Below are 21,032 nucleotides of genomic sequence, written 5' to 3' on the forward strand. Positions count from 1 at the left end.
CGATGCGCATTGGGCGGTCACGAGCGGGGCAACGTAGCCAACCGCGCCGCGGGTGTCAACTACTGAGCGCGACGCTCAAGACGGTCATCGCCATCCGGAATGTGTCGAGCCGCTGCCGTTGATCGCACGCCTACAGTGCTCGACGTGGTGGTTGTGCCCATTCGACGCATCGACCCCGACTTGCCGCTGCCGGCCTATGCCAAGCCGGGTGATGCGGGCTGCGACCTGCTCGCGGCCGAGTCGGTCTCGCTGGCCGCGGCCGGCGGCAGGGCCATGATCCGCACTGGCATCGCCGTGGCCATCCCGCCGGGCTATGCCGGATTCGTCCAGCCGCGCAGCGGGTTGGCGTGGCGGCACGGCATCACTTGCGTGAACTCGCCCGGACTGATCGACAGCGGATATCGCGACGAGCTGCGGGTGCTGCTGCTGAACACCGACCCCAGCGAGCCCTACGAGATCCAGCGCGGCGACCGGATCGCGCAACTGGTGATCCAGCGCGTTGAACAGGCAGAGTGGGAAGAGGTCGATTCGCTCGACGAGACCGAGCGGGGGCTTGGAGGGTTCGGGCACTCAGGTCGCTGACGCCGTGCGCCCCGCGCCAGCACTGTCACACCCCATCTGTAGCCATGACGGCATGGCCACGAAGCCGCCGACGCAGCCACCGCTCACCCTGTTCGATGTTTCTCAGTTCGAATTCGAGACCGATCACACGGCCAAGACGCCATCCCGGCCCCCGTCCGCAGGGCTGGCAGCCAGCGGCCTTGTTGCCGCAGGCGCTGGCCGAAAGATTGCAAGTGCCGCAGCCGTGAAGGCCCGCAGGCGCCGCGCCCGTGCGCGGCTGGCGAAGCGTCGTTACCTCGCTGACACCGAGGGTTACGAGCGCATCGAGCAAACTCGCCGCGCCTTGAACCTCGTGGCCGACTAGCGCTCGCCGTCGCCGGCTGCGTCTTGGCGCAGGGCAGCCTCGGCCATGTGTGCTCCGCCGATCTGGTGCGGGTTGATGACGCGATCGGCACCGGCTTGTTGCAGCTTCGGCAACGCGTCGCCCGAATTGGCTCTCGCCACGATGAACAGCTCGGGGCACAGGGCGCGGGCGCTCAATGCCACATAGAGATTGTCGGCGTCGGAATCCAAAGCCACCACCAGCGAACTGGCCCGCTCGAGCCCGGCATTCCGCAAGGTGCTGTCGTGGGTGGCGTCGCCGGGCACCAAGTGCAGATCACCGGGATCGACGTCGGAGTCGCTGTCGATCAGCACCACATCGGTGCCTGCGTCGATCATTGCCGCGGCGATGGCTTGGCCGACCTGGCCGTAACCGCAGACCACGGCGTGACCGGAAAGACTGTCGATGGAGCGCTGCATGCGTCGCCTCCTGATGTGGTCGTCGAGCCGTCCCTCGAACAGCATTTCAATGACAACACCGACGGTGTACAGCGACGTGCCGGTGCCGAGCAGGATGAGGGCGATCGTGAAGATCTGGTAGCGGCCTCCTGTGCCCGCTGGATCGCTGTAGCCAACCGTCGAGACGGTGATGACCGTCTGATACAGCGCGTCGAGCAGACCGAGGCCGAGCAGTACATAACCCGTCGTGCCGGCTGCCAAGATGACCGCGAGCACCGTGAGGCCGGCAATGAGCCGCTCAACGGGCTCAAGTCCACCGGAAACGAGGCGCCGCCGCGATCCGCCGCGAGATCGCTGAGCGCGGCGCGCCTGCCGTCGTCCCAACACGACCTTCATCGATGGAACGCTATTGCGACCAGCAGCCCGGGTCGTGCCTACCATGGCCGCCGTGCTGGTCTGGCTGGACCTCGAGATGACCGGGCTGGATCATCGCCGCCATCGCATCGTGGAGATCGCAACCGTGATCACCGACGACTCGCTGGAGCTCGTCGCCACGGGTCCGTCGCTGGTGATCGGCGCCTCGCAAGCAGATCTCGATGCCATGGACGCCGAGGTCCGCACGATGCATGAAGCCACGGGATTGCTCGACGAGATCGCAGCATCGAACATCACCGTCGCCGACGCGCAGGAACGCACGCTCTCGTTCATCACCGAGCACGTCCCCGAACCGGGCACCGTGCCGCTGTGCGGCAACTCCATCGGCACCGACCGTCGCTTCTTGGACCAGTACATGCCGGCGCTCGAGCAGCACTTGCATTACCGGGTGGTCGATGTGTCCACCATCAAGGAGCTCGCCAAGCGCTGGCAGCCCGAGGTGGCCCAGGCGTGGGCGGATCTCAGCAGATCGCGTGCCGGGTCCACCAAGCACCGAGCGCTTGACGACGTGCTCGAGAGCATCGACGAGCTCCGCTACTACCGCGACCGGTGGCTCCGACAGGATGCTGCGGACGCAGCCTCAGCGTGAGCTGCTGTCGCTAGATCAATAGGCAGATCGGGTGTCGCCGGTTGGGCTGGCGAGTGCTCGTTCGAGTGCGGTGAACAGGTCGAGCACTCCAGTGGCTTCGAATACTCGGTAGCGCTGGCGGCCCGCGTTGCGTTGTCGCAGGATGCCTGCTTCGGCAAGCTGGTTGACCGCATCGGCCGTGCGCGCCTTGGAACGGCTGATGAGGCAGCTCGCGGATTCGACGGTCACGATCGGCGCGCCCGGCAAGACCCCCAACAGCAAGTCGGTGCTGGAGTTGGCGCGGACACGGCCGAGCTTTGCATGCCAGCCAGCGGTGACGGCACTGATGTCGGCGCTGTAGCTCTGCGCATCCCGGCAGGCCCGGTTGGTCGCGACGGCGAAGATGCGCATCCATTCCGCCGCTGCGGCGGATCGCTCGGCGCTGTGGGGCTCGCTGAGATGGCGAAACGTCATCAGGCCCCCGACGTAGTCGTCCGACAGCGTGGCCAAGGCCAGGCTGATGGGCGGGACGAATGTGGGCGCGAGACCGCGTCGCCTCAGAACGACATGAATCAGCGCGCGGCCCGTCCGGCCATTGCCATCGGCAAATGGATGGATGGTCTCGAACTGGGCGTGCGCAAGAGCGGCTTGTGTCAGCGGTGAGTGATCGTCGCGATTGACGTAGTCGAGGAGATCGGCGAGCAGCTCGGGCACGCACTCGGGAGGCGGCGGGACGAACGCCGCGCTGCACGGGTTGTACGAACTGCCGCCGATCCAGTTCTGCTCCTCCCGGACGACTCCCCCGAGTTCGGGAGCAGGCGATCTGTCCATCAAGGTGCGATGCACCCGCAGCAAGTCGTCAAGCTCGAACCGCGCGCTGCTGAGCGCGAGCTCGAGAGCAGATTCCATCGCTGCGATGTTGGCGAGCACCTCCGCGGCCACTCGGTCTCCCGCCTCCCCGCCGAGCGCAATCGCCGCCTCCGCGAGCGCCAGCCGACGGGCTCCCAATTGCAGACCTTCGATCCTGGATGACGCAACAGACTCAGCTCGCAACAAGAACCGCGCGAGACCTTCGAGACTCACATGCGATGCGTCGGCAACATTCAGCGCTCGCACCGCCGACTCGGCATCTGCAATGTCCGCGGCCACATCCGCGGTGATCGACGGATCCCACCCCACGAGTGGGTCGGCAACGTACGCGTCATAGAAACAGCCGCGCCGATCCTGCCGGCTCATCCCCTCGAATCTCGGATGCCAACGCTTTCGCAAGTGTGACGCCATCGATCACCTAAGTATCGGTTATACCTCAACCGTAACTTAAACTGTGCCGAAGGCCAGCAGCAACTCGGCGCCGCCGCTCAGCGCGGCGGGACGGCGGGAAGGGTTATGCGGGCGTGGGTGCGCTCGCCCTTGCCGGCGTCGTTCTGCGCCCGCACCCACACCTTGTAGGCCGTGCCGGGTTCCAGGTTGCGGAAGGTGGTCGTGAGCTTGCCCGCCTTGGGACGATGCGTCTTCCCGCTGCCGCCTCCCACCGGCTTGAGCTGCACGATGTAGCCGTCGGGGGCGCCGCCCGACTCCGGGGCCTGCCAGGTGACGGTGACCGTCTTCTCGGTCGCCGACAGCGCCAAACCGGTCACCGGCCCGGGCACCTCCGCAGGAGCATCCGGCACCTCCTCGGGCGGCTGGGTCTCCTCCTCGGGCGGCGTCTCCTCGGGCGGCGTCTCCTCGGGCGGCGTCTCCTCTTGCGGTTCAGGCGTTGTGCCCATCGCCGAGGCCGACCATTCGCCCGGGCCTACCGAGTTGACCGCCCGTACCCGTATCTCGTAGCTGGCGCCCTTGTCGAGGCCGGTGATCTGTGTGGTGGTTCCGCTGCCGGTGTGGCCGGAGTCCACCCAGCCGGAGCGGGGATCGCCCGGCGTCGCAGCCGCTCGATCCTCGGCTGCGCTCTCCTTGTACTCCACGTCGTACCCGGTGACGGCATCCCCGCCGTCGTCGGCCGGGGGACGCCATGCCACCGTTAGCTGCCCGCTTTGCTGGCCGTTGGGATTGGCCGCTACCACGTCGCGGGGCACGCCGGGAACAAAGTGCCCCTGCGTCACCGTCACGGCTACATCCATGAAGACGCCGTCGTATTTGGGGTCGCTGCTGGCGGAGATGTGAGAGATCAACGTGGCGCCCGACGCCACCCCGGTGACGGTGAGCGTCTGGTTCCGGTTCCAGTCCGATGCAGTGAAGGTGAGCGGGCCGCCGCTGACCACAGCCACGCCCGGGGCCACGCTGGCGGCTGCGATCGTCACGTCGGCCGTCGGCTCGCTTGCCAGCCTCACCGAGTAGGTGTCCTTCGGCACCACGGTCGACACGGTGAGCGCAGTCACGGTTCTCAGCTCCGCCGTCACCACGTCTCTGGCCCAGTCGTCACCGGTGACGCCGGTGTCGTGCAGCTTGACCAGCAGCACGCCCGCCGTGTCGTCGTCCTCGATGGTGAGCGTCTGGCGCTGCGCCCGGATGGTCCTCGCCACGCCCTCTTCGGTCCGGGTCGCGCGGGCGTCGACCACGATCGTCTCAGAATCCTCGGCGATGTCGTCGTCGAACACCGTCAGCATCGTCGAGACCGACGTCTCGCCTACGGCGATCGTGAGGGCCCGCGGCACGAACCAGGAGTAGTCCTTGTGGCGGGTTGCGGTGCTGCTGTTGTCCACCGACAGCGCGACCGTCGTCTCTGCCGCGGCCGCCTCGGTGAGGGTGGCCGTCACCCGCACCGTCTGCCCCCGTTCACCGGCGGCCTCCTCTGAGGCGACCGCGTCGAAGGCCAACTCCAGCTCCGCCTGCGGCGTGCCTCGGGCGGCGGCCCAGGCGCTGCCGGGGTCGATGCCGTTGCGGGCCCTCACCCGCACGTCGTAGCTCGTGCCGCCGGTGAGCCCGGCGATCTCCGCCCTCGTGCCCGTCCCGCTGTGGCCCGCGTCGACCCAGCCGGTGGACGGGTCGCCCGTGGTGGTGGCCGCCCGGTCGGCGGCCGAGGTCTCCTTGTACTCCACGTCGTAGCCGGTCACGGCCGCGCCCGCGCCGCCGGCGTCCGTGGGCGCCGCCCATCTCAGCGTCAGCTTGCCCACCCCGGCGGTCGCCGTGGGCGCGGGCGGCGCGCCGGGCACGTCCCAGGTGGTGGCCTCCACCGACGGGCTCGACCCGGGGTTGGCCGCCGGGGTGGCGCCCTTGGACACCAGATGGGCCCGCACCGTGTAGGCCGCGCCCTTCTCGAAGCCGGTGAACACGTCCGAGCCCGCGCTGCTGGCCGCCGCGTCGCGGGAGACGCCGTCGGGAAGCTGATGCGACGTGGCCCGGCTCGCCGGCCAGCCGCCCGACGACTCTTTGATCTGCACCACCACATCGAAGCCGGCAGAGTCGGGGTTCGACGTGACCACCGTCAGCGCGGGCTTGCCGCCGACCGCGCCCGCGGTGACCGACGTGAGGGTCGGGACGGCGTATGTCGTCACCGTGACGGTGTAGTCCTTCTCAGTGCCGTTCTCCGCCGTCACCGTGACCGTGATCGCGTTGTCGGCGTTCTGGGCCAGCGCGATGGCCGACGTCTCCGAACCGCTCATCACCGTAGAAAGGGCAGAACCCGCCTTGCCGGCCTTCACCGTGGCCTTGCCGGTGTCGGCCACCGTCGGCGTCAGCTTCACATAGCCCACGCTGTTGAGCACCGAGGCGGCATAGGAGGTCTTCGCCGCGTCGAACGCAGGCGACAGCGCCAGCGAGGTGTAGGTGCCGTCCTGGGCGGTCGAGCTCGTGGCCGTCAGCCCGCTCAGGTTCGCGTTGGCGGACTTGGGATCGTCGTTGTCGGTGATGGTGATGGTGGCGGTGTCCTGGCCGGGGCCGGCTTTGGCCCAGCGGGAGTCGCCGGCGGCGATGGTGACGGTGAAGGTCTCGTCGTTCTCGTCGAGGTCGTCGTCGACCAAAGGCACGGTGACGGTGGCTGTCGTCTGCCCGGAAGCGACCGTGACCGGGCTGGTGATCGACCCGACGTCGGCGGAGGTGGCGGTGGACGGGTTGGTGTAGTCGGCGGTGACGGTGAACTCCACCCCCGAGGCGGGCGCGTTCTCGCTCAGCGTGACCGTCAGCGAAGCGTTGGCGCCCTCTGTCGCGGTCGTCGCCGCGGTGACCGCGAAGGTGCCGAGCTCGGCGGGCAGCACCAGCGAGGTGCCCTGCCACAGGGCGGGGCCGTCGGTGTAGGGGGCGATCTGCACGCCGTAGGCGCGGCCGTTGGTGAGGCCGGTGAAGGTGAACGACCGGGCCGCCGGGTCTGCCAGGGTCTGGACGGTGTAGGCGCCGGAGGGGTCGGAGCGGTCGCGGTGGCGGACACGCCAGCCGTTCACCGAGGGCGCGGTGTCGGGCCACTGCCAGCTCAGCGTGGCCCGCGTGTCGCCGGCTGCGGCCGTCAGGCCCGTGGCCCTGGTCTGGCCCCGCGCGTTGACCGTGAAGTCCTCGGCGTTGATGTTGTGGGTGACCCACCCCAGCGGGGTCACCGACAGGGTCGCGGCCCGCCCGTTGGTGCTCCAGGCCACCGTGCCGGTCGCGTTCAGCTCGTCGCCGGTCAACAGGCCGTCGCGGTTGGTGTCGACGAACCGGAACGAGCCGACGCCGCGGCCGTTCACCGAGGCGTTCAGCACCACGTCGCGAGAGCTGCGGTGCGGCACCACCGCGGTGGCCGAGCCGTCGAGGCTCAACGCGGCCGAGAACACCAGCGCAACGCCCAGATCAGTGACAGTGTCGCCGTGGGCGACAGCGGAGCCGTCGGCGGTCGCGGAGACGACCAGGGTCGCGGAGTCGTTGTCGGTGATGGTCAGCGTCGCCGGACCCGACACGTCGTTGTAGCCATGACCGAGGTTCCCGCCAAAAGACACCGCCAGCGTCTCGTCGGGCTCCACCAGCGTGTCGTCGCGGGTTCCCAGCGTGTACGTCGCAGAAGTCGCCCCCGGATCCGCGGTGAACGACGAAGGCCGCAGCCCCAGATCAGCAGAACTGGTCCAGCCGTGCACGAACGACAGCGGAATCGGCAGCCCGCCGGCCCCGGTCACCGCCGGAGCGAAAGACGCCACCACCTCCAGATCAGCGCCCTCGACGGCCTGCGCGTCGGCCAGACTCGCCGTCTTGGCCGGCTCGCTGTGCGCCACACGCACCGACACCGGCAAAGAACTGAAATCCTTGGCCGCCAAACGGGCGCGCTCACCGGGGTTCTCCTTGAACACGAACGAAAACGACGTCCCCGGCGCCGCGACCGGGTCAGGCACCGTCCACGTCGCCGTCGCGGTCCGCTCCGCAGCCGTGTTCAGCCACCGGTCCTCGCCGCTGCCCGCGAACGTCAACGTCACCCCGCTGGCCGCGTCATGGAACGACACCGACGACGCAGCGTCGCTGTCAGCGGTCAAACGGCCCACCTCGATCGAACGCGACGACAACAACCGGCCCGTGAACGTCACCTGCTCGCCCGCCTGCGCCCGAGCAGGCGACACCGACACCACCAAAGCCGCAGCATCATCGTCCACCACCGTCACCGACACCTCGCCGTAACCCGCCAGCACCTCCCAGCCCAGATCGGCACCATAGCCATCGGGCAAACCCCCAAGCGAGAACACATAGGTCACATCACCGGTCACGAACTCGTTCTGCGCCGCCCGCACGATGTAGTACGCGGCCGGATTCGACGGCGTCAACCGCACCCTCTTGAACAGACGCCCATCACGCAGCAACGGCACCACCACCTCCTGGGCCGGCCGCGGACTCATCTCCACCAACAAACGAATCAACCCGCCCTCACCAACCGACCCCGACTCAGCCGACAACGCGAAGTACTTGTCCGGCAGCGGCGTGCCCGAGGCCGAAACCCAAGCACTCTCGCCCACCGCGTTCTCAGCCCGAACCCGCACGTCATAGTCCACCGCGTTGGTCAAAGAAGTGATCTCAACAGAAGTGCCAGTGCCCGAATGCGCCACAGCCACCCAACCAGTAGACGCATCCCCCGAAACCGTCGCCGCCCGATCAGCCGCCGAAGACTCCTTGTACGCCACGCCGTAGCCGGTGATCGCCGCGCCCCGGCCGCCGGGGTCGGCGGGCGCCACCCATCCGACGGTCAGCTTCGCGTCGCCGGGGGTGACCGTCGGGGTGTTCGAGGGCGCCAGCAGTTCGACGGTGACCTGCTGGTCGTCGGTCCATGTCGGGCCGCCGGTCCAGAAATAGAGTTTGCCGGGGCCTTTTGTCAGCGGGTAGCTGACGCCGTTGGTGCCGCCAATGCGCAGTTTCGCGGCCCGCAGGCCTGCGGGGGCGTCGCCGGCGGTGGCGATCTTGAGGTTCAGGTTGCCGTCGGCGTCCACATACAGCTCCGTCACCTGGAGCGTCTTGCCGCCGAAGGAGAGCTGGTCGCTGCTGAGGGCGTCGGCGCAGTCGTCGAGGCCGCCCGCAGCGTTGTCGCAGCCCAACAAGCCGCCGTCGGCGTCGACGGTGAGCGTCGTCGACCATGCCGCTGTGTCGGGGCCGCCGGGCGCGCCGGGATCGTCCCAGGCGATGAACGCTTTCTCAGATGACGAGTCCGCTATGACAACAGGGGTGGCGGCGGTGGTGACCAGATGGGCGCGCACCGAGTAGGCCGTGCCTTTGGCCAAGCCGGTGAACTCGTGGCTGTCAGCGGTGCTCGACGACGCACGGGACACACCAGCCGGCAGGCTGTGAGCCGCGGCCCGCGCCGGCCACACAGCCGACGCTTCTTTGACCTGGACCACAACCGTGTACGCAGCGGCGTCGGGGTTGGAGGTCACCACGGTGGCCTTCGGTGTGCCGTCGCTGTGGGCGCCCTCGGCCACCGACACCACCGCCGGCACCGGGTAGGCGCGTTTCGCGGTGATCGTGTACGTCTTGGCAGTGGTGCCGTCAACCGCGGTCACCACCACCGTGACCGTGTTGTCGCCGTAGCCAAGAGCGACCACCTTGGCGGCGCCGGGGGTGCCGTCGACAGTCACCGCCGCGCCGGCAACGGTCGGCACGGCCGAGACCTTCACCTCTGTGACGTCGTCGTCGACACGGACCGTGAACCTCGACCCGAGCGTCAACCGCCGCGGCGTCAAGGGAACCGGCGTGCCCCCGGCGTCAGTCAAAGCCACCTCCAACGACTTCAACGACGCATCAGTGGGATCCGCGGCAACACCCGAGCCCGACACCCAAGAACTCGCGCCGGCCGCGTTCTTGGCCCGGACCCGCACGTCATAGGACGTGCCGTTGACCAGGCCGCCGATCGTCGCAGCCGCCGTCGCGGGGCCGGGCACGACGTCCACCCAGCCCGTCGACGGATCCCGCCCCGGCGACGCCCGATCAGGCGCCGAGTCCGCCTTGTACTCCACCTCATAGCCAGCAAGGCTCACACCACCGGTATCAGCGGGCGCCGCCCACGACAACACCAGCTTCGAGTCGCCCCCAGCCACGACCAGATCAGTGGGAGGCCCCGGATCGTCCCACGTCACGACCCTGGTCTCAGCGCTCGACGCCCCCACAACCGAATTCGTCCCCTTCACCACCAGATGGGCACGCACACCGTAGGCGGTGCCCTTCTTCAAACCCACGCCGACATACGTCCTGCCAGGACCCAAACCAACACCAGCACCACCAACACCCCGGGCAGCCCACTCAGCCGATCCCTCGCGCACCTGAACCACCACCGCGTAACGGCTCGAATCAGGATTGGTGTAGCTCACCAAAAGGAACGGCAACCCACCAGTGCCCGCCCCAACCCTCACCGAATCGACAACAGGCACAGCCAGCACCGCGCGGTTCACAGTCACCACATACTCAGCGGTGGTCGTGCCGTCCTGCGCGGTCACCGTGATCACTATCTTCACGGGCTGCTGACCCAAGGGGAAGGCGTCGCTCGCCTCGCCGCCGGCCAGCGCCTTCTTCGCGCCGCCGGCCAACCCCACCGTCATCGACGCGCCCGAATGGGTGGTGCTCGCCGTCAGCGTGACGCCGGCGGTGCCGCTGGGCACCGCCAAGGCGTACGCAACGGTGCCCGACGCGAACGCCGGCGACAGGCTCCCCGCAGAAGCCGACAGGGCGCTGAGAGTCGCGTCGGTGGAGAGCACCCTCACGTCCACCGACGGGTTGCCGCCCGCGCCGATCCGGTAGCCGACGTCGCTGCTCGCCGCCACATGGGTGATGACAGACGTGCCCACAGCGACGCCGCTCACCGTGAACTCACGGGCCGTGGCCCAGTCCACCGGAGTGAACGTGTAAGAAGCAGGCGCGAACGAGGCGGAAGCACTGCTGCTCGAAGGCGTGACGGTGACGTCAGCCGCCGGCTTGCTCGTCAACGCAACCGTGTAGGAACCCGTCGCGCCCTTCGCGACCTCCAACTCGGACACAGACACCGCCACCCCCGCGGTGTCGTCATCGAGGATGGTGACCGTGGCAGTGTCCTTGCCAGCCCCCTCTTTCGCCCACCCTGAGGCGCTGGTGGCGATGGTGACGGTGAAGGTCTCGTCGTTCTCGTCGAGGTCGTCGTCGACCAAAGGCACGGTGACGGTGGCTGTCGTCTGCCCGGAAGCGACCGTGACCGGGCTGGTGATCGACCCGACGTCGGCGGAGGTGGCGGTGGACGGGTTGGTGTAGTCGGCGGTGACGGTGAACTCCACCCCCGAGGCGGGCGCGTTCTCGCTCAGCGTGACCGTCAGCGAAGCGTTGGCGCCCTCTGTCGCGGTCGTCGCCGCGGTGACCGCGAAGGTGCCGAGCTCGGCGGGCAGCACCAGCGAGGTGCCCTGCCACAGGGCGGGGCCGTCGGTGTAGGGGGCGATCTGCACGCCGTAGGCGCGGCCGTTGGTGAGGCCGGTGAAGGTGAACGACCGGGCCGCCGGGTCTGCCAGGGTCTGGACGGTGTAGGCGCCGGAGGGGTCGGAGCGGTCGCGGTGGCGGACACGCCAGCCGTTCACCGAGGGCGCGGTGTCGGGCCACTGCCAGCTCAGCGTGGCCCGCGTGTCGCCGGCTGCGGCCGTCAGGCCCGTGGCCCTGGTCTGGCCCCGCGCGTTGACCGTGAAGTCCTCGGCGTTGATGTTGTGGGTGACCCACCCCAGCGGGGTCACCGACAGGGTCGCGGCCCGCCCGTTGGTGCTCCAGGCCACCGTGCCGGTCGCGTTCAGCTCGTCGCCGGTCAACAGGCCGTCGCGGTTGGTGTCGACGAACCGGAACGAGCCGACGCCGCGGCCGTTCACCGAGGCGTTCAGCACCACGTCGCGAGAGCTGCGGTGCGGCACCACCGCGGTGGCCGAGCCGTCGAGGCTCAACGCGGCCGAGAACACCAGCGCAACGCCCAGATCAGTGACAGTGTCGCCGTGGGCGACAGCGGAGCCGTCGGCGGTCGCGGAGACGACCAGGGTCGCGGAGTCGTTGTCGGTGATGGTCAGCGTCGCCGGACCCGACACGTCGTTGTAGCCATGACCGAGGTTCCCGCCAAAAGACACCGCCAGCGTCTCGTCGGGCTCCACCAGCGTGTCGTCGCGGGTTCCCAGCGTGTACGTCGCAGAAGTCGCCCCCGGATCCGCGGTGAACGACGAAGGCCGCAGCCCCAGATCAGCAGAACTGGTCCAGCCGTGCACGAACGACAGCGGAATCGGCAGCCCGCCGGCCCCGGTCACCGCCGGAGCGAAAGACGCCACCACCTCCAGATCAGCGCCCTCGACGGCCTGCGCGTCGGCCAGACTCGCCGTCTTGGCCGGCTCGCTGTGCGCCACACGCACCGACACCGGCAAAGAACTGAAATCCTTGGCCGCCAAACGGGCGCGCTCACCGGGGTTCTCCTTGAACACGAACGAAAACGACGTCCCCGGCGCCGCGACCGGGTCAGGCACCGTCCACGTCGCCGTCGCGGTCCGCTCCGCAGCCGTGTTCAGCCACCGGTCCTCGCCGCTGCCCGCGAACGTCAACGTCACCCCGCTGGCCGCGTCATGGAACGACACCGACGACGCAGCGTCGCTGTCAGCGGTCAAACGGCCCACCTCGATCGAACGCGACGACAACAACCGGCCCGTGAACGTCACCTGCTCGCCCGCCTGCGCCCGAGCAGGCGACACCGACACCACCAAAGCCGCAGCATCATCGTCCACCACCGTCACCGACACCTCGCCGTAACCCGCCAGCACCTCCCAGCCCAGATCGGCACCATAGCCATCGGGCAAACCCCCAAGCGAGAACACATAGGTCACATCACCGGTCACGAACTCGTTCTGCGCCGCCCGCACGATGTAGTACGCGGCCGGATTCGACGGCGTCAACCGCACCCTCTTGAACAGACGCCCATCACGCAGCAACGGCACCACCACCTCCTGGGCCGGCCGCGGACTCATCTCCACCAACAAACGAATCAACCCGCCCTCACCAACCGACCCCGACTCAGCCGACAACGCAAAAAACATCCCCGCCACACCCGAACCCGACACCCAACTGCTCTCACCGGTAGCATTCGTCGCCCGCACCCGCACGTCATAGGCCCTGCCCGCGGTCAAACCAGTGACCTCAACAGTCGTGCCCGTACCAGAATGTGACACCGGCACCCAGCCCGTCGAGGGATCACCCGGAGTCGTGGCGGCCACATCAGCAGCCGCAGTGGTCTTGTAAGCCACGTCATAGCCGGTCAAGGACGCGCCGGACCCGCCGACATCAGCCGGCGCGGTCCACGACAACGCCAGCTTCGCGGCCCCGCCGGTCACCATCAACGCGGTCGGAGGGCCCGGATCGTCCCAGGTGACGACGCTCACCTCGTTGCTCGAGGCCTCGATCACTGTTCGGCCCGATTTCACCACCAGATGGGCACGGACCAGATATTCGGTTCCCTTCTCCAGACCGGTGCCGAAGAAGAACAAGTCATGGTCAGTGCCCCGGGCGCCCCAGGCATCGGTTTTCTTCTTGATCTGGAATACCACCTCGTAGACATTGCTGTCGGGGTTGGCATAGCTGAAAGTCAGCCTGGGCGTCTTGTCTGAGTACACCCCGGCGCGAACCCAATGGACGACAGGAACAGGCCGAGTGTCCGCCGGCGTTGCAGAACCGGTGATCCAGACGCTGTTGCCGACCGCGTTGGCGGCCCTCACCCGCACGTCATAGGCCGTGCCGTTGGTCAGGCCGGTGATCTCGACTGTGGTGGCGGTGCCGGTGTGGGAGGCGTCCACCCAGCCGGTGGACGGGTCGGCGGGGGTGACGGCCGCCTGGTCGGCGGCCGAGGTCTGCTTGTATTGGACCTCGTAGCCGGTGATCGCCGCGCCCTGCCCGCCGGGGTCTGCGGGCGCGAACCAGCCGACAGTCAGTTTCGTGTGGCCGACGGTCAGTTTCGGGGTGCTCGACGGTGCGAGCAACTCGATCTGCACAGTCTGGCCGTCGGTCCATGACGGGCCACCGCCCCAGAAATGGAGTTTGCCGAGACCCCCTGTCAGCGGGTAGCTGACGCCGCCGGCGCCGCCGATGCGCAGTTTCGCGGCCCGCAGACCCACAGGGGCATCGTCGGCAGTCGCGACCTTCAAGTACAGATTGCCGCCGGTGTCCACATACAGCTCTGTCACCTCCAGCGTCTTGCCGCCGAAGGAGAACCCGTCGCTGCCCAGCGCGTCGGCGCAGTCGTCGAGCCCGCCCGGGGCGTTGTCGCAGCCCAACAAGCCGCCGGCGGCGTCGACGGTGAGCGTCGTCGACCACGCCGCGGTGTCGGGGCCGCCCGGCGCTCCCGGGTCGTCCCAGGCGGTGAACGCCTTCTCAGAGGACGAGTCGTCGACCACAGCGGGGGTGGCGGCCTTGGTCACCAGATGGGCGCGCACCAGATACGCCGTGCCCTTCGCCAGGCCGACGAGCACATGGCTGTCGGCGGTGCTCGACGATGCACGCGACACGCCCGCGGGCAGGCTGTGAGCCGCGGCCCGCGCCGGCCACGCAGCCGACGCTTCTTTGACCTGCACGACGACGGTGTACGCGGCGCTGTCGGGGTTGGAGGTGACCACGGTGGCCTTGGGGGTGCCGTCGCTGTGCGCGCCCGCCACGGCCGAGGTGATCGTCGGCACCGGGTAGGCGCGTTTCGCGACGATCGTGTACGTCTTGGCAGTGGTGCCGTCAAGAGCAGTCACCACCACCGTGACCGTGTTGTCGCCGTAACCGAGCGCCACCACCTTGCTGCCGCCCGAGGCGCCGTCGATGGTGACCGTCGCTCCGGCGACCGTCGGCACAGCGGTGACCTTCACCTCTGTGACGTCGTCGTCGACACGAACCGTGAACCTCGACCCCAGCGTCAGCCGCCGCGGCGTCAACGCGACAGCCGTGCCCTCCGCGTCGGTCAACGCCGCCCCCAGCGACTTCAACGACGCATCAGACCGATCCGCGGCAACACCCGTGCCGGACACCCACGAGCTCGCGCCGGCCGCGTTGGTGGCGCGGACCCGCACGTCGTAGGACGTGCCGTACACCAGACCGCCGATCGTCGCCGTCGTCGTCGCGGGGCCGGGCACGACGTCCACCCAGCCCGTCGACGGGTCCCGCCCCGGCGACGCCCGATCAGGCGCCGAGTCCGCCTTGTACTCCACCTCATAGCCGGCAAGGCTCACACCACCGGTATCGACAGGCGCCGCCCACGACAACACCAGCCTCGAAGCATCCCCGGCCACGACCAGACCAGTCGGAGGACCCGGATCATCCCAAGTCACGACCTTGGTCTCAGCGCTCGACGCCTCCACAACCGAATTCGTCGACTTCACCACCAGATGAGCGCGCACCCAATACTCGGTGCCCTTCTTCAAACCCGTGCCGACATACGTCCTGCCAGGACCCAAACCAACACCAGCACCAGCAACGCCGCGGGCAGCCCACCCAGCGGCTCCCTCGCGCACCTGAACCACCACCGCGTAACGGCTCGAATCAGGATTGGAGTAACTCACCAGAAGGAACGGCAGCCCCCCCCCCACAGCAGCCCCCACCCTCACCGAATCCACAACCGGAACAGGCAACTCCGCCCGTTCCACAGTCACCACATACTCAGCGGTGGTCGTGCCGTCCTGCGCGGTCACCGTGATCACTATCTTCACGGGCTGCTGACCCAAGGGGAAGGCGTCGCTCGCCTCGCCGCCGGCCAGCGCCTTCTTCGCGCCGCCGGCCAACCCCACCGTCATCGACGCGCCCGAATGGGTGGTGCTCGCCGTCAGCGTGACGCCGGCGGTGCCGCTGGGCACCGCCAAGGCGTACGCAACGGTGCCCGACGCGAACGCCGGCGACAGGCTCCCCGCAGAAGCCGACAGGGCGCTGAGAGTCGCGTCGGTGGAGAGCACCCTCACGTCCACCGACGGGTTGCCGCCCGCGCCGATCCGGTAGCCGACGTCGCTGCTCGCCGCCACATGGGTGATGACAGACGTGCCCACAGCGACGCCGCTCACCGTGAACTCACGGGCCGTGGCCCAGTCCACCGGAGTGAACGTGTAAGAAGCAGGCGCGAACGAGGCGGAAGCACTGCTGCTCGAAGGCGTGACGGTGACGTCAGCCGCCGGCTTGCTCGTCAACGCAACCGTGTAGGAACCCGTCGCGCCCTTCGCGACCTCCAACTCGGACACAGACACCGCCACCCCCGCGGTGTCGTCATCGAGGATGGTGACCGTGGCAGTGTCCTTGCCAGCCCCCTCTTTCGCCCACCCTGAGGCGCTGGTGGCGATGGTGACGGTGAAGGTCTCGTCGTTCTCGTCGAGGTCGTCGTCGACCAAAGGCACGGTGACGGTGGCTGTCGTCTGCCCGGAAGCGACCGTGACCGGGCTGGTGATCGACCCGACGTCGGCGGAGGTGGCGGTGGACGGGTTGGTGTAGTCGGCGGTGACGGTGAACTCCACCCCCGAGGCGGGCGCGTTCTCGCTCAGCGTGACCGTCAGCGAAGCTGACGCTCCCTCAGCCGCCGACGCCGATGCCGTCACCGAGAACGTCCCGGCCAGCGGGGTGCCCTGGACGGCAGCCCAAGCGCTGCCGGGCTTGACGCCGTTGGTGGCTCTGACCCGCACGTCGTAGGCGGTGCCGCCGGTCAGCGGGGCGATCTCCGCGGTGGTGGCGGTGCCGGTGTGCCCGGCGTCCACCCAGCCGGCGGCCGGGGAGCGATCTTTGCGAACCAGCGACACCCGGACCTTCTGGCCGTCGCTCCACGACAGCGAGCTCCCCCAACGCGCGGCGCTGAAGTTCCTGAGTTCGTGGTTGAGCGGGAAACTCGAGCCGTCGATGACCAGCGAATAGTCCACGAGGTCACCGAAATCGGAGTCCGTAATCAGCTGCAACTCGCCGCTCTGCGAGTTGCGGCTGATGGCTCGGACTGTGTAGTCCACGTCGCCCAGGCTGAAATCGTCGTCGTCGAGAGCGACGTCACAGTTGGCCAGGAGGCTGAAGCTCTCGCAGCCAAAAATAGTGTCGCGCTGGTCCACGGTCAGCGTGGCGTCCCACACCACGGCGTCGCGGTCGGGCGCCGAGCTCTCCTTGTAGCCGAGGTCGTAGCCCGTCACGGCCGCGTCCGTGCCGCCGGCGGTCGCGGGGGCCGCCCAGTTCACCGTCAGCTTGCCGACCCCGGCAGTCACCGTGGGGGCGGACAGCGCGCCGGGCACATCCCAGGTGGTGGCCGTCGTTGCGGCGCTGGAGGCCTCGAGCGCTGTCGGAGTCGCGCCCTTGGTCTTCAGGTGGGCCCGTATGTTGTAGACGGCGCCCTTCTCGAGGCCGGTGAACACGTCGGCGCCTGCGCTGCTGGCCGCCGCGTCGTGCCCGACCCCGGAGGGCAGCTGGTGGGAGGTGCCGCGGCTCGCGGGCCAGACGGCGTCGGACTTCTTGATCTGGACGACCACGTCGTAGTCGCCAGGTGACGGGTTGGAGGTGACGACCGTCAATATGGGGGTGCCCGACGCCGCACCCGCGGTGACCGAGGTGATGCCCGGAACCGGGGTTTCCGGAGTGCCGTCGCCGGACAGCCAAGAACTCTCGCCCACCGCGTTCTTGGCGCGAACCCGCACGTCGTAGCCGGTGCCGTTGCTCAAAGAGGTGATCGCGGTGCTGGTGCCGGTGCCGCTGTGGCCGGCCTCCACCCAGCCCGTCGACGGGTCGCCCTTCGTCAACGCCGCCCTATCAGCCGCCGAGGACTCCTTGTACTCCACGTCGTAACCGGTGAGCGTCACCCCTGTGCCGCCGGTATCGGCAGGCGCCATCCACGAGACGCCCAGTTTCTTGTCGTCGGCTGTCACGACCAAACGGGTCGGCACGCCCGGGTCGTCCCAGGAGGTGACACTCGACTCGGGGCTGGAAGCCGCGACGACCGTACTGTCGGATTTCGCTACAAGATGGGCGCGAACGTCATAGGCGGTTCCTTTCGCCACGGTCAGCACATGTCGAGTCGTGGTGCTGGCCGACGTGCGGGCAACGCCGGCCGGAAGCGAATGCGATGTGGCCCGAGCAGGCCAGCCGGTAGTCGCAGACGTCTTGACCTGCACCACTACGTCGTAAGTGCTCGAGTCCGGGTTGGTGGTGACGACCGTCAATATGGGGTTGCCCGACGCCTCACCCGCAACAACCGACGTGATGCCGGGAACAGGGGGGGCCACCGGGGTGCCGGCGCCGGTCAGCCAGGGGCCTCCGCCCACCGCGTTCTCGGCTCGGACTCGCACGTCGTAGCCCGTGCCGTTGGTCAAGCCGGTGATCTCGGCGCTCCTCGCGGTGCCGCTGTGAGCGGCATCCACCCAGCCGGTGGAGGGGTCGCCGGCAGTTATGGCGGCTCGGTCCGCGGCCAGGGTCTCCTTGTACTCCACGCCATAGCCGGTCACGGCCACCCCGGGTCCGCCGGTGATTTTGGGCGCCTCCCAGCCCACCGTGAGGCTGGCGTCACCGGCGGTGACCGCGGCGTGGTCCGCCGGTGCGATCAGTTCAACAGTGACCCTTTGGCCGTCGGTCCATGACGGAGGCGCAGGATTGTCCCAATACCACCAATTGCCGCCCTGGCGTCCCTTCGACAGCGGGTAGACAACCCCGCCGACTCCACCAAGGCGCAGTCTTCCCTTGTTCAAGGCCCCAGGTACGTTGTTCTCCGGCTCGAAGTTCAAGTTCAGTCGTGGTGGACCCGGTGGAAAACGCGGATTTGCCTCAACGTATACGGCAAAGACTTCAAGGGTCTCGCCACGGTAACTGATCTTGCCTGCGCCGCAGGGACTAAGCGGGACAAATCGGCTTGCACAGCCTTGAACCCCACCGTCGTCGTCGCTCACGGAGACGGAGAACGTGTGTGACCACACCACATCATCCGGAGCACCCGGAGCACTTGGCACATCCCAAGTCCTCACACGCTGCGCGGCACTGGAGGTGAATATCTGACTCGCAACCAGGTGGGCGCGGACGTCGTACGAGGCTCCCCTCGCCAAACCGGTGAACACATGGCTGTCAGCGGTGCTCGCCGCTCCGTCGCGGGACACGCCGTCCGGCAGCGAATGAGACCGGCCCGGCACCGGCCACTGCGCCTCGGCCGCCTTGATCTGGACCACCAGCTCATAGGTGTTCGCATCCGGGTTGACCGTGACAACGGTCAGCGTCGGTGCGCCGCCGGCCGCGCCCGCAGTAGCCGACGTGACCGCAGGAACCACGCCCAGCGGGGTACCCGAGGCAGTCGCCCAGGAACTGGCCCCCAAGCTGTTTCTGGCCCTGACCCGCACATCGTGGCTCTCGCCGTTCGTCAGGCCGCTGAGTACCGAGTGCCAGCAGAGGACGCAAGAGGGATGAAGGGCTGCGGTGCCGTCCACCCAACCCGTCGACGGATCATTGGGTGTCGACGCCGCCTGGTCGGCCGCCGAGGTCTCCTTGTACTGGACCTCGTAGCCAGTGACGGACAGTCGTTTTTCTAGTTGGTTTCCGCCTATGAACTCGTGAGGAGTAGCCCAAGAATCGCCGACCGAATGATAGAGAACATCCAGCCCCGCGTCCCGCGCAGTCACCACCGGGGCCGTCTGGTACCCGTCAATGCTGATCTCCACCCGCTGATCGTCGGTCCATGAGGGACCGCCGCTCCAAGTCGCAGTGCTCCCATTCAACGACAGCGGATAGACAATCCCGTCGTTCCCCCCGACTCTGACGAACGCCGCAAACCCCGCAAGGCTGTCCCCAGCCGCATCCAAGTCCATGACCAGATCGCCGTCGGCCTCCACATGGAGAGACGTGACCTGATAGGACGCGCCGCCGAAACTGAAGCTGTCGTCGACGAGAGCTGTGCTGCAACCGTCCAACCCGCCGGCATCGTTGTCGCAGCCCTTCAAGCCTCCGTCGGCGTCGACGGTCAAAACGGTGGACCACAACGACTCGAGGGGACCTCTCGGGGCATCGGGCACACCCCAGTTCACACTGAACTCCGGACTGGAAGAAGTGCCGACGGTGGAATCACCGATCGTCACGAGATGGCTGCGAACGACATATTCGGTTCCCGTGGTGAAACCCCTGAAACTGGCGATGTTCCGCACAAGGGGCCCCGGCAGGACACCGGCCGGCAGCGAGTCTCCGGCTGTTCGCGTCGGCCAGGATTCCCCCGCGACCTTGATCTGGATCACCACGCTGTAGGCAGACGCATCAGGGCTTTCGGTTTCAAGCCCCAGTACGCCTTTACCGTCGGCCGTGGTCATACGGCGTACGCGCAGTCCCGGAAGCGGCGGAGGCCCGGCCGATGAAGAGCCGAATTCCCTGTCTTCAACGGTGACGGTCACTGAACGACTTGCACCCGCGGTCACGCCCGGTGGCAGCGTGCCCAATTCCACAGTGGCCGACTCGCCTTCGATATTGAGATCGGCGACCGTGGTGATCGTGCCGGTGCCAGTGGTCTCGCCGCTTTTGATCGTGATCGACGTGAGCGAACCCAAGCCATCGGGGGCTGTCACCGTCACTGGAATCGACAGGTCGCGCGCGGCGAATGGGGCCGACAATGTGGCCGTCACCGAAATGGGCGAGCCCTCCGGCGGGTCATCGGCTTTTGACAACGACACGGTCCGCGTCGCAGTCGGATCGGGAGTGCCGGCGCCGGTCAGCCAAGAGCTTGCGCCCACAGCGTTGGTGGCCCGAACCCGCACGTCGTAACCCCTGCGGTTGGTCAACCCCGCTATCTCGGCGATGGTTGCGGTGCCGGCATGGGCGGCATCCACCCAGCCGGTGGAGGGGTCGCCGGAGGTCGCCGCGGGCTGGTCGGGCGCTGAGGTCTCCTTGTACTCCAGGTCGTAGCCCGTCAAGGTGGCCCCGGGCCCGCCAGTATCGGCGGGCGCCTGCCAGCTGACGGTGAGGTTGGCATCGCCCGCGGTAACTTGAAAGGCCGTGGGGGCATCCGGGTCGTCCCACATCGTCACTGAACGCGTGGAACTAGAGCCAGGAGCAATTGCATTATCGGACCTACGCACCAAGTACACGCGGACCTCATAACGAGTGCCCTTCTTCAGGCCCGTGAACACATCGCTGAAAGCGAAAGTCCAGTCGTCATAAGTGCTCAGCGCGCTGTCATGGGACACGCCGGCCGGCAGCGAATGCTGCGAGCCTCTCGCGGGCCAACCAGCCGATGCCTCCCTAATCAAGACCACAGCCCTGGAAACGCGCCCATCCGGGGAGGTAGCAACTACGGTCAGCGTCGGCTTGCCGTCAGCGCCGGCCCCCGCCGTTA

General features: G+C 68.1%; 6 protein-coding genes. 3 read left to right on the forward strand and 3 right to left on the reverse strand.

Annotation, left to right across the window (positions count from 1 at the left end; all coding sequences use genetic code 11):
• Window positions 1-99 precede the first annotated feature (99 nt).
• The gene (dut, locus tag ACOGW9_RS08175) at window positions 100-582 is read left to right on the forward strand and encodes a dUTP diphosphatase (RefSeq protein ID WP_419910141.1); all 483 of its coding nucleotides are present in this window, start codon (window positions 100-102) and stop codon (window positions 580-582) included.
• A 52-nt stretch (window positions 583-634) separates the two neighbouring features.
• A complete protein-coding gene (locus ACOGW9_RS08180) occupies window positions 635-925 on the forward strand; it encodes a hypothetical protein (protein ID WP_419854867.1) in 291 nt (96 codons plus the stop codon).
• Here ACOGW9_RS08180 and ACOGW9_RS08185 read toward each other — a convergent pair.
• On the reverse strand, window positions 922-1,737 hold the full coding sequence (locus tag ACOGW9_RS08185; RefSeq protein ID WP_419854868.1) for a potassium channel family protein: 816 nt from the start codon (window positions 1,735-1,737) through the stop codon (window positions 922-924). The two genes, ACOGW9_RS08180 and ACOGW9_RS08185, sit on opposite strands and share 4 nt — an antisense overlap.
• 43 nt (window positions 1,738-1,780) lie before the next feature.
• Between ACOGW9_RS08185 and orn the strand changes: the two genes are divergently transcribed.
• Window positions 1,781-2,365, forward strand: a complete 585-nt coding sequence (gene orn, locus ACOGW9_RS08190) for an oligoribonuclease (protein WP_419910160.1) — start codon at window positions 1,781-1,783, stop codon at window positions 2,363-2,365.
• A 15-nt stretch (window positions 2,366-2,380) separates the two neighbouring features.
• Here the strand turns inward: orn and ACOGW9_RS08195 are convergent, their stop codons facing one another.
• Both ACOGW9_RS08195 and ACOGW9_RS08200 read right to left on the reverse strand, forming a co-directional pair.
• Entirely contained in the window at window positions 2,381-3,580 is a 1,200-nt protein-coding gene (locus ACOGW9_RS08195) for a Fic family protein (protein ID WP_419910144.1), read from the reverse strand.
• A 122-nt stretch (window positions 3,581-3,702) separates the two neighbouring features.
• Window positions 3,703-20,718: a fibronectin type III domain-containing protein gene (locus tag ACOGW9_RS08200; protein WP_419910162.1), complete on the reverse strand. Its 17,016-nt coding sequence runs from the start codon at window positions 20,716-20,718 to the stop codon at window positions 3,703-3,705.
• Window positions 20,719-21,032 lie beyond the last annotated feature (314 nt).

Origin of the sequence: Candidatus Poriferisodalis sp., assembly GCF_965203655.1 — a bacterium.
GTDB lineage: Bacteria > Actinomycetota > Acidimicrobiia > Acidimicrobiales > Poriferisodalaceae > Poriferisodalis.

Bases quoted from the DNA above. Each gene is read 5' to 3' on its own strand.
- ACOGW9_RS08195 (WP_419910144.1), bottom strand. From the start codon at position 3,580: ATGAGCCGGCAGGATCGGCGCGGCTGTTTCTATGACGCGTACGTTGCC.
- ACOGW9_RS08185 (WP_419854868.1), bottom strand. From the start codon at position 1,737: ATGAAGGTCGTGTTGGGACGACGGCAGGCGCGCCGCGCTCAGCGATCT.
- dut (WP_419910141.1), top strand. From the start codon at position 100: ATGTGTCGAGCCGCTGCCGTTGATCGCACGCCTACAGTGCTCGACGTG.
- orn (WP_419910160.1), top strand. From the start codon at position 1,781: ATGGCCGCCGTGCTGGTCTGGCTGGACCTCGAGATGACCGGGCTGGAT.
- ACOGW9_RS08180 (WP_419854867.1), top strand. From the start codon at position 635: ATGGCCACGAAGCCGCCGACGCAGCCACCGCTCACCCTGTTCGATGTT.
- ACOGW9_RS08200 (WP_419910162.1), bottom strand. From the start codon at position 20,718: ATGTGGGACGACCCGGATGCCCCCACGGCCTTTCAAGTTACCGCGGGC.